The organism is Azospirillum thermophilum (assembly GCF_003130795.1).
Lineage (GTDB): Bacteria > Pseudomonadota > Alphaproteobacteria > Azospirillales > Azospirillaceae > Azospirillum > Azospirillum thermophilum.
This window is the reverse complement of sequence record NZ_CP029354.1, coordinates 296,770-309,689: the sequence shown is the minus strand read 5'-3', so window position 1 is coordinate 309,689 and position 12,920 is coordinate 296,770. Positions and strand designations below refer to the sequence as shown.

Genomic DNA, 12,920 nt, shown 5'->3' with positions numbered 1-12,920 from the left:
GCCTAGCGCCGCATTGGTTAAGAAAGCCAGTACACGGACGATGCCGCCGCCGCGGCGACGCGCCGCAGCCCTGCCCCCGCCCCCCGAACCGCTCCCCAACCGCACCCGCCGTTGCGACAGGGGCCTAGACCCAATGCGCCATGGCGCCCCTGCGCCCTTGGGCAAATAATTTGCCCATCAAACAAAACCGCTGCGGGGCGCTTCGATGTGGAGTCAAGTCTACAACCCCTTCGGCAGCGCGATCCTCTCCACCCTGTTCGCCGCCCTTCCGGTGCTGGCGCTCCTGGGGCTGATCGCGTTCGCCCGGATGCAGGCCCATCTCGCCGCCATGCTGACGCTGGTGGCGGCGCTGGCCATCGCCATCCTGGTCTTCACCATGCCGGCCGGAATGGCGCTGGAGGCGGCGCTGCTCGGCGGGCTGACCGGCCTGTTCCCGATCGGCTGGATCGTACTGAACGTCATCTTCCTCTACCGGCTGACGGTCGAGAACGGGTCCTTCAAGGTCCTGCAGGACTCCATCGCCGGCATCACGCCGGACCGGCGCCTGCAGCTTCTCCTCGTGGCCTTCGCCTTCGGCGCCTTCTTCGAAGGGGCGGCCGGCTTCGGCACGCCGGTGGCGGTGACCGGCGCCATCCTGATCGGGCTGGGCTTCTCGCCGCTCGCCGCCTCCGGCCTGTCGCTGATCGCCAACACGGCGCCCGTCGCCTACGGCGCGCTCGGCACGCCCATCGTCACGCTGGGGGCGGTGACCGGGCTCGACCCCTTCGAGCTGGGGGCGATGGCGGGGCGCCAGCTTCCCTTCTTCTCGGTGCTGGTGCCCTTCTGGCTGATCGCCGCCTTCGCCGGCTTGCGCGGCATGCTGCAGATCTGGCCGGCCATCCTGGTCTGCGGCGTGACCTTCGCGGTGCCGCAGTTCCTGGTGTCGAACTATCACGGGCCGTGGCTGGTCGACGTGGTGGCGGCGCTGGTCTCCATGGGCTGCCTCGTCGCCTTCCTCAAGGTCTGGCAGCCGCGGACCCTGTGGGCCAGCCCGGCCCTGCGCGGCGACGACCCGTCGGCCGGGGCGGTGCTGCCGCAGGCGCGCTCGCTGGGGGCGGCGGCGCGGCCGCCCGCCTACGGCCATCCCCACGGCAGCGGCGAGGTGATGCGGGCCTGGACGCCCTGGATCATCCTGTGCGTCTTCGTCTTCATCTGGGGCACCCAGACCTTCAAGGATCTGGTGAACCCGCTGTTCTTCCCGAAATTCCCCATCGAGGGTCTGCACAACCTCGTCCAGAAGGTGCCGCCGGTGGTCGCCAAGCCGACGCCGGAGGCCGCGGTCTTCAACTTCAACATCCTGACCATGACCGGCACCGGCATCTTCCTGGCGGCGGTGGTCAGCGGCTTCGTCATGGGCTACTCGCCGGCCCGGCTGATCGCCGCCTACGGCCGGACGCTGTGGGTGGTGCGCTATTCGCTGATCACCATCGCGGCGATGCTGGCGCTCGGCACCCTGACCCGCTATTCGGGGGTGGACGCCACGCTGGGGCTCGCCTTCGCCGGGACCGGGCTGCTGTTCCCCTTCTTCTCGGCCCTGCTCGGCTGGCTGGGCGTGGCGCTGACCGGCTCGGACACCGCCTCCAACGTTCTGTTCGGCGGGCTGCAGCGCATCACGGCGGAGCAGCTCGGCCTGTCGCCGGTGCTGATGGCGGCGACCAACTCCACCGGCGGCGTCATGGGCAAGATGATCGATGCCCAGTCGATCGTCGTCGCCTCCACCGCCACCGGCTGGTTCGGCCATGAGGGCACCATCCTGCGCTATGTGTTCTGGCACTCGATCGTGCTGGCCTGCCTGGTCGGCGGGCTGGTGATGCTGCAGGCCTATGTCTGGCCCTTCACCGCCATGGTGGTCGGCGGCTGATCTTCCGGAGGGGGGAGCGGCGGGGGCCGTCGCCGCGATTGCGCCGGCGGGTCCGGCTGGTAGAGTGCCTGCCATGTCGACCCACGCCCCCTCCCCCGGCACCGGGCCCGGCCCCGTCCCGGCCACCGGCGCCGCCGCCGCGCTGCGCCATCCCAGCCTGGGCGAGGCGCTGCGCGTCTGGGCCCGGGTGGCCGCCCTCAGCTTCGGCGGGCCCGCCGGGCAGATCGCGGTCATGCACCGCATCGTGGTGGAGGAGAAGCGCTGGATCGGCGAGACCCGCTTCCTCCACGCGCTCAACTACTGCATGCTCCTGCCGGGGCCGGAGGCGCAGCAGCTCGCCGTCTATATCGGCTGGCTGATGCACCGCACCGCCGGCGGGCTGATCGCCGGCACGCTGTTCGTCCTGCCCGGCCTGCTGTCGATCATGGCGCTGAGCTGGATTTACGCGCTCTACGGCCGCGTCCCGGTGGTGGAGGGGCTGTTCTTCGGCCTCAAGGCCGCCGTGCTGGCCGTCGTGCTGGAGGCGGTGGTGCGCGTCGGCCGGCGGGCGCTGAGGAACGGCACCATGCTCGCCCTCGCCGCCCTGGCCTTCATCGGCCTCTTCCTGTTCGACGCCCCCTTTCCCGGCATCATCGCGGCGGCCGGGCTGATCGGCTGGATCGGCGGCCGGCGCGGGCTGCCCGCCTTCCGCACCGGCGGCGGCCATGCCGGCTTCGCCCGCCAGCTCGCCGATTCCGAATCCCTCCTGGGGGAGGAGACGCCGGACCACGCCCGCCCCAGCCTCGGCTGGTCGCTGAAGGTCTCGGCCGTCTGCCTCGTCCTCTGGCTGGCGCCGATCGCGCTGCTGCTGGCCGTCTTCGGGCCGGCGGACGTCTACAGCCGGGTGGCGCTGTTCTTCTCCAAGATGGCGGTGGTCACCTTCGGCGGCGCCTATGCCGTGCTCGCCTATGTGGCGCAGCAGGCGGTGGAGACCTACGGCTGGCTGCGGCCGGGCGAGATGATGGACGGGCTGGGCATGGCGGAGACGACGCCCGGCCCGCTGATCATGGTCGTGCAGTTCGTGGGCTTCATGGCGGGCTTCCGCGAGCCCGGCTCCCTCCCGCCGCTGCTGGCCGGAACGCTGGCCGGGCTGCTGACCACCTGGGTGACCTTCGTCCCCTGCTTCCTGTGGATCTTCCTCGGCGCCCCCTTCGTCGAGGCGCTGCGCGGCAACCGGGCGCTCGGCGGCGCGCTGTCGGCGATCACCGCCGCGGTGGTCGGCGTGATCCTGAACCTCGCCGTCTGGTTCGGGCTGCATGTGCTGTTCCACGACCGGCAGACGGTCGCGCTCGGCTGGCTGCGCGTCGACCTGCCGGTGCTCTCCTCGGTCGATCCGGCGGCCCTGCTGCTGACGGCCGCCGCCCTGCTGGCGGTCTTCCGCTTCCGGCTGGGCATCCTGGTGACGCTGGCCGGCTGCTCGGCGGCCGGGCTGCTGCTGCGCCTGATCGGCTGACCTCACGGTCCGCCGGCCGGCAGCCGCAGCCCCTGCCCTCCGGGCCTCAGCCCCGGGACTTCTCCCAGGCCGGCGTCTCCAGCCGCAGGCCGTGCTGCCCGCGATAGGCGGCGACCGGCGGCGACCGCCAGCCCTCCAGCAGGGCGGGGTCGAGCCGGTAGACCTCCACCCCCAGCGGGCGGCAGACCTCCAGCGGATCGCGCGCCTCCGGCCCCCACATCGGCAGGCTGAGGTCGCCGCCCGGGCAGGTGGACAGCGCGCAGAGCAGGTCGATCTCGGCGAAGAACTCCAGGAAGTCGCCCTTCTCCGCCGGGCAGGCCTTCATGAAATACTTGTCCTCGGCGTTCAGCCCGGTGACCTGGAAGACGTTCAGCACGTCATGCACGTCGAACTCGGTCAGCCCGTAGGGCGCCACGGCGCGGACGAGGTTGGAATGGCAGTGGAAGTGGAAATCCTCGCCCGTCAGCATGCGGTTGACGTAGGGATCGCAGCGCGTGCCCAGCAGGTCGTGGACGCGCCCGCCATGCTCGTCGATGCCGTAGCCGGCCAGGCTGTCGTTGGTGATCGTCACCATCGGCCGCAGGAAAGGCAGGCAGGACCACAGCCGGTCGAAGCTGCTGACATGCGCCTGCTGGAGCTGCCGCGTCCGCGACGCCCAGAAGCGTTCGCGCGGGTTGTGCAGGTTCCACAGGTTGAAGTCGCCGACCTGCGGCCCCTCCACCGCCACGATGCGGAAGACATGGCCCGCCGGCACCGTCCAGGCCCGGCCGGAGCGGATGGGGATCACGAAGCTGTCCACCAGCTCGCGCCCCGCGGTCTCTTCCGCGACGCGGCCGTAGAAGGGACGGTCCACCTCCAGGGCGGAGCCCTTGCTGGACTGGTAGGCGGCGGGATAGCTCTTCATCGTCGGTCGTCTCCGGGAAATGCGGCGGAAGGTCGGAACAGCCGCAGCAGGCGGCGCTCGGATTCGTCGAGGTAGAGGGCGAGCGTGTCGTGCGCCGCCGCCTGCTCGCCATGCTCCAGCAGGGTCAGCAGGCCGCGGTCCTCCGCCACCCAGGGGCGCTGGAAGGCCTCCTCGTCCGGATGGATGGCGAAGGTCAGGCGCAGTTGCGCCAGGATGGTCTGGAAGAAGACGTCGATCTGCGGGCTGCCGATCAGCCGGACGATCAGCCCGTGAAAGCGCAGGCTGGCGGTTCCGACCCCGCGCCAGTCGCCGCGCGCCGCGGCCTCGCCGCACGCCGTCACCACCCCGTCCATCGCCGTCAGCAGATCCGGCGGGACATAGGGGTTGGCGGAGCCGAGCGCCTGGAGTTCCAGCGTCCGGCGGATGGTGAAGATCTCCGCGACGTCGGCCGCGGTGACGGTGCGCACGGAGACGCCGCGGTGGCGGTGATGCACCGCCAGCCCCTCGCGGCAGAGCTGGCGGAAGGCCTCCCGCAGCGTGTTGCGCGAGATGCCCAGCCGCTCCACCAGCTCCACCTCGACGAGCTGCTGGCCGGGCGCCAGGCGTCCCTCCAGGATATCCGTGCGGATCGAGGCGGCTGCCAGATCGGCGGCGGGCTGCCCGTCGGCCGGAATGCCGGCGCCTGGAACCATCGGGTCGCTCTCCCCGGACAAGGATTGTTCAACAATCCGGATTGTTGAACAATCTCCGGCGGCCCGTCAACGCCCGAAAGCCGGACGGATGCGCCGCCGAGGATCCAGCGTCACCGAGGCGGTATTCAGTGCGGCGGGACTCAGTGCGGCGGGATGTTGCAGAGCAGGCCGGCGCGGGCCACCACGTCCACGGTGAGCCACCTCGCATCCTCCTTTCCCAGTTGCGGTCGGGCTGCCCGAAGAACCTCCGTAGCGATATCGATCGAGGCGGATTCGTCGAAGCGGGTAATGGCAAGGCGGTAGGCTGCGCTTACCTCCGCGAAGTCTTTGACCGTCAGGCTCGACGTCATGGGCCGTTTCTCCCCTGTCTTATTGTGCCCCCATCTGGCCACAGGCCCGTCTTTTCCGGCATGACCTGCCTCAAGCCCGGCGCAGGCGCCGCGATTGCCACAGAACGGTCACACGGATCGTCTTTTTGCCGGCTGCCCTTGCCCCTCCCCCGCCGGGCGGATAGTCTGACGTCGTCGACGCCCCTCCCATGTCCGGACGATCTCCGCCAGGGTCCCTCGCCGCCGGCACCGCCGCCCCGTTGTGCAGGCCCTGCACAACGTCTGCCTGCGAACGGGTTCGCCAACCCGTTGTTCCGGAATGGAAAATCGGTCGATTGTGCATTGTGCGTCAAAATGGGCCTGCACAGCGCGCCCAACGCCGCCCGGTCCGGACGCTGCCGGCCCCCCTCCGGAGGGATTACCTCCAGAGGCTTGACAAGGGGTGGCCGAGGGAGCCCCAATACATCGGACACTGACCATTCCCCTGCGGTAACCATTGAGCCGATGGCCGATCCGGGCACAGAGCTGGACGAGCGAAGAGACCGGCAGGGCCGCCCGCCGTCTCCGGCCCCGCCGTCCCGGACGACCGCCGACCGCGACGGGCGGCTGACCGCCATCCTGCAGACCATCTCCCGGCAGGTGTTGAACCGGGTCGGCGACTCCTACTTCCGGACCCTCGTTCAGCAGCTCTGCGAAACGCTGGAGGTCGACGCGGCGCTGGTCGGCCGGCTGACCTGCCCCGACGAGGTGGAGACCATCGCGCTCTATGCCGACGGCGGCTGGGGCGGGCCGCTCCGCTACCCGCTGGCCGGCACGCCCTGTGCCGACGCCATGGACAGCGCCGTCTGCGTCCACTGTTCCGGCGTGTGGGCGCGCTACCCCGACGACCGGCTGCTGCAGGACATGGGGATGGAGGGCTATTCGGGAACCCGGCTGCTCGACTCCGCCGGACGGCCGCTGGGGATCATCGTCGTGCTGTCGCGCCGGCCGCTGGCCGATCCCGATCTGGTGCAGACCGTGGTCGGCGTCTTCGCCGAGCGCGCCGCGGCGGAGCTGGAGCGCCGCGCCATGGAGGCGGCGCTGCGGGAGAGCGAGCTGCGCCTGCGCACGCTGGTCGACCACATGCCCTGCGGCCTGCTGATCACCGACCGCCGGGGCCGGGTCACCTACAGCAACGCGCTGGCCGACGGCCGCATCGACCCGGACTGCGGGCCGCTCACCGCCGACGTGCTGGCCCTGGAATCCGCGGTGTCCTGCAGCCTGCCGGAGCGCGACGGGGCCGGCGGCGGCCGGGCGCTCTCCATCGTCAAGTTCCCGATCCCCGACGGCGGCGGCCACATCGCCGAGGTCGCCACCCTCTCGACCGACATCACCGACCCGGTCGAGGCGCGCCGCCTGATCGAACAGCGGGAGAAGGCGCTGCGCCGCAACCAGGCGGCCATGCTGGAGCTGGTCCGCCGGACCCTGCTGAGCGAGGAGGCCTCCGCCGACGTCCTCGGCCTGATCGCCGGCAAGGCGCGCGATACGCTGGGCGTCGAGCGGGTCGGCATCTGGCGCTTCGACCCCCGGCGCAAGGGGCTGGTGAAGGTGGCCGATTCCGCCGGTCTCGGTGGACGGGACCACCTGCTGGCCGATTGCCATTACCCCGCCTACTTCGACAGCCTGCTGCGCGACCGCATCCTCAGCTCGTCCGACACCAGCCGCGACGGGCGTCTGGCCGGCATGTGGGAAGCCCATCTGCTGCCGAACGGCACCACCTCGCTGCTGGACGTCTGCATCCAGTCGCCGGCCGGGGTGGAGGGGATCGTCTGCTTCGACTGGCGCGGCCCGCCGCGGGAGTGGACGCTGGAGGACGTCGGCTTCGCCACCTCCGTCGCCGACCTCATCGCCGTCGTCTTCGCCCGCCGCGCCCGGGAGCAGGCGCTGGAGGCGCTGTCCCGCTCGGAGCAGCGCTACCGCGCCCTCTATGAATCGGTGGAGGAGACGGTCCGCCAGCGCACGCGGGAGCTGGAGGAGGCCATGGCCTCCCTGCGCGCCGCGCAGGAGGAGCTGGTGCGGTCGGAGAAGCTGGCCTCGCTCGGCGGCATCGTCGCCTCGGTGACGCACGAGATCGCCACCCCGATCGGCAGCAGCCTGACCGTCGCCAGCACGCTGGAGGCGAAGGTCGGGCGCTTCGCCGCCGCGGTGCAGTCCGGCACGCTGAAGCGGTCCACCATCACCGCCTTCACCGACGATCTGGCCGAGGCCGCCCGGCTGATGGTCCGCAGCCTGGGGCAGGCCGCCGACCTGATCGGGACCTTCAAGCGCGTCGCGGTCGACCAGACCAGCGACCGCCGCCGCCGCTTCGACCTGCGCACCGTGACGGCGGAGGTGCTGGCGACGCTGCGCCCCACCTTCCGCCAGATCGACCTGGCGGTCGACCTCGCCATCCCCGAGGGGCTGGAGGTCGACGGCTACCCCGGCGCCTGGGGGCAGGTGCTCGCCAACCTCGTCTCCAACGCCGTGACCCACGGCTTCAGGGAGCGCGGCGGCGGGACCGTGCGCATCGCCGCCCGGCCGGTCGAGGACGAGCGGCTGGAGGTCACCGTGGCCGACGACGGCGCCGGCATGGCGCCCGACGTCCTGCGCCGGGCCTTCGAGCCCTTCTTCACCACCGGCCTGTCGTCCGGCGGCAGCGGGCTCGGCCTGCACATCGTCTACGGCACCGTGGTCCGCGTGCTGGGTGGTCGCATCCGCGTCGACAGCGCCCCGGGCGCCGGCACCTGCTTCGTCATCGTCCTGCCGCTCACCGCGCCCGAGCCGCAGCCCTCGCCCGTTCAGGAGACCAGCGCATGACCGGCGAGTTCCCGGCCGTCCCCGACGACGACGTCATCGAGATCATCGAGGACGAGGCCGGCTCCCCCCTGCCCGGCCCGGCCCCCTGGCGGATCCTGATCGTCGACGACGACGAGCAGGTGCACGCCAGCACCCGCTTCGCGCTGGGCGAGGCGCAGGTGCTCGGCCGCGGCTTCGCCTTCCTGCACGCCTATTCCGCCGCCGAGGCCCGCGTCGTCCTCGACCGCGAACCGGAGATCGCCGCCGTCCTGCTCGACGTGGTGATGGAGACCGACGACGCCGGGCTGGCGCTGGTCCGCTGGATCCGCGAGGAGAAGCGGCTGACCACGCTGCGCATCATCCTGCGCACCGGCCAGCCGGGCTACGCGCCGGAGCTCAGCGTCATCCAGGACTACGACATCAACGACTACCGCACCAAGGCCGAGCTGACCCATGCCCGGCTGGTGACGACCATGACCGCCGCCCTGCGCTCCTACCAGCAGATCGCCACCATCGAGGCGAGCCGCCACGGGCTGGAGAAGATCGTCTCGGCCTCCTCCTCGCTCTTCGTCAGCCGGTCGATCTCGCTGTTCGCCGAGGGCGTGCTGACGCAGATCTGCGGCCTGTTCGAGGTCGACCGCGACGGCATCGTGCTCGCCTCCACCCGGGCGCGGGACGAGCTGCCCGGTCCGCTCGCCTCCGGCGAGGGGCCGCGCGTCCTGGCGGCGGCCGGCCGCTTCGCCGCCCATGTCGGCGAACCGCTGGAGATCCTGCCGGACGGGGCGGTCAAGCGGCTGGTCGCCCGCGCCCTGGAACAGCGCGACCACGTCTTCACCGAGCGGGACAAGGTGCTGTTCATGACGGCGCCGTCGGGAGACGACCTCGCCGTCCACTTCACCACCGCCAAGCCGCTCGCCCCGGTGGACCGCAAGCTGCTGGAGCTGTTCTCCGTCAACATCGCGCTGGGGTTCGACAGCGTCCGGCTGTTCGAGAACGTCCGCAGCCTCGCCTACCGCGACCCGCTGACCGGGCTCGCCAACCGCGCCGGCCTGGCGGAGGCGCTGGACCAGCGGCTGCGCGACGGGCGGCGGACGGCGCTGGTGGTGGTCGACATCGACGGCTTCCACACGGTCAACGACGGGCTCGGCCCCGACGTCGGCGACGCCCTGCTGCGCGAGGTGGCGCGGCGGCTGGTCCAGACGATGCCCGACGGCTGCCCGGCCCGCCTGTCGAGCGATTCCTTCGCCGTCCTGCTCGACAGCGGCAGCGACCTCGCCGAGATGCTGGGCTGCCTGCGCAAGGAGCTGAGCAGCCCGGTCACGCTGGCCGACGGCGAGGTGCCGATGTCGGTCAGCATCGGCTACTGCGTCGCCGGTCCCGGCTGCAGCGGGTCCGACAAGGCGCTGCGCGCCGCCAGCATGGCGCTGAAGACCGCCAAGCGGTCGGGGCGCGGCGGCATCGTCGCCTTCGACCAGTCGATGCAGGACCGGCTGCGCGAGACGCTGACCGTGTCGCGGCTGCTGCGCGGCGCGCTGGAGCGGGACGAGCTGATGCTGTACGTCCAGCCGCAGATCCGCCTGCGCGACGGCCGCACCTCCGGGGCGGAGGCCCTGCTGCGCTGGCGCCTGCCGGACGGCAGCATGATCCCGCCGGCCACCTTCATCCGGGCGGCCGAGCATTCCGGGCAGATCGTCGAGATCGGCGCCTGGGTCCTGGCCAAGGCCTGCGCGCTCCTGGCCGGCCTGACCGACCGCGGCATCGCCTGTCCGCGCATGGCGGTCAACGTCTCGCCCCGCCAGTTCCGCGACCCCGACTTCGTCCGGATGGCGATCGGCACGGTGCGGCGGGCGGGCCTGTCCCCCTCGGCCATCGAGCTGGAGATCACCGAGTCCCTGCTGCTCGACGACCGGGAAGCCATGACGGGCCTGCTGCACGACCTGCGGTCGGAGGGGTTCCGCATCGCGGTGGACGATTTCGGCACGGGCTATTCCTCGCTCAGCTACCTGCAACGGCTGCCGGTGGACTGCGTGAAGATCGACCGCTCCTTCGTGAAGAGCCTGGAGAGCGACCGCAGCGCCCGCACCATCGCCGCCTGCATCACCCGGCTCGGCCAGGAGCTGGGGCTGACCACCCTGGCGGAGGGGGTGGAGACCAGGGAGCAGGAGGCCATCCTGCGCGACCTCGGCTGCGACGAGGCGCAGGGCTTCCTCTATGCCGCACCCATGCCCGCCCCGGCGCTGGCGGACTGGCTGTGAGCGCCGCCCCCTGGACCCGGCCCGGCCGAGCCATAGCTTATCGGCCATGGCAGACGCTCTCCCCTCCTTTCCCGGCCTTGCCGGCTTCGGGCGGCCGGTCCGCGCCGTCGTGGTCGGGGCCGGCGGCGGCATCGGATCCGCCGTCACCCGCCTGCTGCTCGCCGACCCCGGCGTGGCGGAGGTGCTGGCCCTGGCCCGCCACCCGGTGGAGCCGGCGGAGCGGCTGCGCCCCGGCCATCTCGACCTGACCGACGAGGCGACCATCGCCGCGGCGGCGGCCGGCGCCGGCACGGTCGATCTCGTCTTCGTCGCCACCGGCCTGCTGCATGCCGGACCGATCCAGCCGGAGAAGAGCTGGCGGGCGCTCGACCCCGGCGCGATGGCGACGCTCTACCAGGTCAACGCCATCGGGCCGGCGCTGGTCGCCAAGCACTTCCTGCCGCTGCTGCCGCGGCGCGGCCGGGGCGTCTTCGCCGCCGTCTCCGCCCGGGTCGGCAGCATCGCCGACAACGGGCTGGGCGGCTGGTACGGCTACCGGGCGGCCAAGGCGGCGCTGAACCAGCTCGTCCGCACCGCCGCCATCGAACTCGCCCGCACGCGGCCAGAGGCGGTCTGCGTGACGCTTCACCCCGGCACGGTCGATACCGGCCTCTCCAAGCCCTTCCAGGCCGGCGTGGCGGCCGACAGGCTGTTCCCGCCCGAGCGCTCGGCCGCCTGCCTGCTGGCCGTCCTCAACGGCCTGACCCCGGCGGACAGCGGCGGGCTGTTCGCCTGGGACGGGCAGCGCATCCCCTACTGAGCGGCGCCCCGGCGATGACCGTCCTGATCCCCGTGCTGGGCGACCAGCTCTCTCCCGCCTGTCGGCCCTGAGGGCGGCCGATCCCGCCGACAGCGTCGTCCTGATGGCCGAGGTGGCGGAGGAGACGCGCTACGTCCCCCATCACCGGCAGAAGATCGCCTTCGTCCTGTCGGCCATGCGCCACCATGCCGAGGCGCTGCGGCGGGCCGGCTGGCGGGTGGAGTATGTCCGGCTCGACGACCCGGCCAACAGCGGCAGCCTGACCGGCGAGCTTGCCCGCGCCGCCGCGCGCCACGGCGCCACCCGCATCCTCGCCACCCACCCCGGCGAGTGGCGGGTGCTGCAGGCCATGCGCGGCTGGAACGGGGCGCTCGGCCTGCCCGTCACCATTCTCGAGGACGACCGCTTCCTCTGCCCGCTGCCCGACTTCGCCGCCTGGGCCGAAGGCCGGCGCCAGCTCCGCATGGAGTTCTTCTATCGGGAGATGCGCCGCCGCACCGGCCTGCTGATGCGGGACGGCGAACCGGAGGGCGGTCGCTGGAACTTCGATGCCGAGAACCGCAAGCCGCTGACCGGCGACCTCTTCCTGCCGCAGCCCGCCCGCTTCGCCCCCGATGCGGTGACCGGGGAGGTGCTGGAACTCGTGGAGCGGCGCTTCCCCGACCACCCCGGCCGGCTGCGCCCCTTCGGCTGGGCGGTCACCGCCGGGGACGCCGAGGCGGCGGCGGACCGCTTCCTCGCCGACTCGCTGCGCCACTTCGGCGACTATCAGGACGCCATGCGAGCCGGACAGCCCTTCCTCTACCATTCGCTGCTGTCGCCCTACCTGAATGTCGGGCTGCTCGACCCGCTGGCGCTCTGCCGCCGGGTCGAGGCGGCCTGGGCGGCGGGCGCCGCGCCGCTGAACGCCGTCGAGGGCTTCATCCGCCAGATCATCGGCTGGCGGGAGTATGTCCGCGGCATCTACTGGCTGAAGATGCCGGAGTATCGCGACCTCAACGCGCTGGGAGCGGACCGGCCGCTGCCCGGATTCTACTGGACCGGCGACACCGACATGGCCTGCGTCGGCGCGGCGGTCGGCCAGACCCTGCGCGAGGGCTACGCCCACCATATCCAGCGCCTGATGGTCACGGGAACCTTCGGCCTGCTGGCCGGGATCAGCCCGCAGGCGCTCCACGAATGGTACCTCGCCGTCTATGTCGACGCCTTCGAGTGGGTGGAGCTGCCCAACACGCTGGGGATGAGCCAGTTCGCCGACGGCGGACTGCTGGCCTCCAAGCCCTACGCCGCGTCCGGCGCCTATATCGGCCGCATGTCCGACTATTGCGGAAGCTGCCGCTATGACGGGGCGGCCAGGACGGGGCCGCGGGCCTGTCCGTTCAACGCGCTCTACTGGGATTTCCTCGCCCGCCACCGCGAGCGGCTGGCCGGCAACCCCCGGCTCGGCCCCGTCTACCGGACCTGGGACCGCATGGCCCCGGAGGCCAGGACGGCCTGCCGGGACGGCGCCGCACGGACCCTCGACCGGCTGGACCGCGGGGAGCGGCTATGAGGGGGTCGCCTTCCCCCTGCGCCGCGCCTCGGCCCGGCAGCGGTCGGAGCAGTGCTTCACCTCCTCCCACACCCGCTCCCACTTCTTGCGCCAGGTGAAGGGCCGGCCGCAGGTGACGCAGGTCTTGGCGGGAAGGTGCTGTTTCCTGACGCCTCTCATGGCTCCTCCATGGCGGCGGATACG

Annotated in this window: 10 protein-coding genes; 6 read left to right on the top strand and 4 right to left on the bottom strand. The window is 72.0% G+C overall.

Annotated features, from left to right (window positions below):
- Positions 1-205 precede the first annotated feature (205 nt).
- Positions 206-1,900: an L-lactate permease gene (locus DEW08_RS19660; RefSeq protein ID WP_109330456.1), complete on the top strand. Its 1,695-nt coding sequence runs from the start codon at positions 206-208 to the stop codon at positions 1,898-1,900.
- Between the two features lie 73 nt (positions 1,901-1,973).
- Positions 1,974-3,392, top strand: coding sequence for a chromate efflux transporter (gene chrA / locus DEW08_RS19655; RefSeq protein WP_109330453.1), 1,419 nt, complete (start codon positions 1,974-1,976; stop codon positions 3,390-3,392).
- A 46-nt stretch (positions 3,393-3,438) separates the two neighbouring features.
- On the opposite strand, the gene DEW08_RS19650 is transcribed toward chrA, so the two are convergent.
- The 3 genes from DEW08_RS19650 to DEW08_RS19640 form a co-directional block, all read right to left on the bottom strand.
- Positions 3,439-4,296, bottom strand: coding sequence for an urea carboxylase-associated family protein (locus DEW08_RS19650; protein ID WP_109330451.1), 858 nt, complete (start codon positions 4,294-4,296; stop codon positions 3,439-3,441).
- Positions 4,293-4,988, bottom strand: coding sequence for a GntR family transcriptional regulator (locus tag DEW08_RS19645; protein WP_109330449.1), 696 nt, complete (start codon positions 4,986-4,988; stop codon positions 4,293-4,295). Before DEW08_RS19645 ends, DEW08_RS19650 begins: the two co-directional genes overlap by 4 nt.
- Before the next feature lie 140 nt (positions 4,989-5,128).
- Entirely contained in the window at positions 5,129-5,338 is a 210-nt protein-coding gene (locus tag DEW08_RS19640; RefSeq protein ID WP_109330447.1) for a hypothetical protein, read from the bottom strand.
- 483 nt (positions 5,339-5,821) lie between these two features.
- On the opposite strand from DEW08_RS19640, the gene DEW08_RS33280 reads away from it, so the two are divergent.
- From DEW08_RS33280 to DEW08_RS19620, 4 genes are all read left to right on the top strand, one after another.
- Positions 5,822-8,152, top strand: coding sequence for an ATP-binding protein (locus DEW08_RS33280; RefSeq protein ID WP_168220431.1), 2,331 nt, complete (start codon positions 5,822-5,824; stop codon positions 8,150-8,152).
- Positions 8,149-10,386, top strand: a complete 2,238-nt coding sequence (locus tag DEW08_RS19630) for a putative bifunctional diguanylate cyclase/phosphodiesterase (RefSeq protein WP_109330443.1) — start codon at positions 8,149-8,151, stop codon at positions 10,384-10,386. The genes DEW08_RS33280 and DEW08_RS19630 overlap by 4 nt, the downstream gene beginning before the upstream one ends.
- A 46-nt stretch (positions 10,387-10,432) precedes the next feature.
- On the top strand, positions 10,433-11,185 hold the full coding sequence (locus DEW08_RS19625; RefSeq protein ID WP_109330441.1) for an SDR family NAD(P)-dependent oxidoreductase: 753 nt from the start codon (positions 10,433-10,435) through the stop codon (positions 11,183-11,185).
- 103 nt (positions 11,186-11,288) lie between these two features.
- Complete coding sequence (locus DEW08_RS19620; RefSeq protein ID WP_342760788.1) at positions 11,289-12,737, top strand: cryptochrome/photolyase family protein; 1,449 nt, start codon at positions 11,289-11,291, stop codon at positions 12,735-12,737.
- Here DEW08_RS19620 and DEW08_RS19615 read toward each other — a convergent pair.
- Positions 12,732-12,896, bottom strand: a complete 165-nt coding sequence (locus DEW08_RS19615) for a DUF2256 domain-containing protein (RefSeq protein ID WP_109330438.1) — start codon at positions 12,894-12,896, stop codon at positions 12,732-12,734. The two genes, DEW08_RS19620 and DEW08_RS19615, sit on opposite strands and share 6 nt — an antisense overlap.
- Positions 12,897-12,920: the final 24 nt, after the last annotated feature.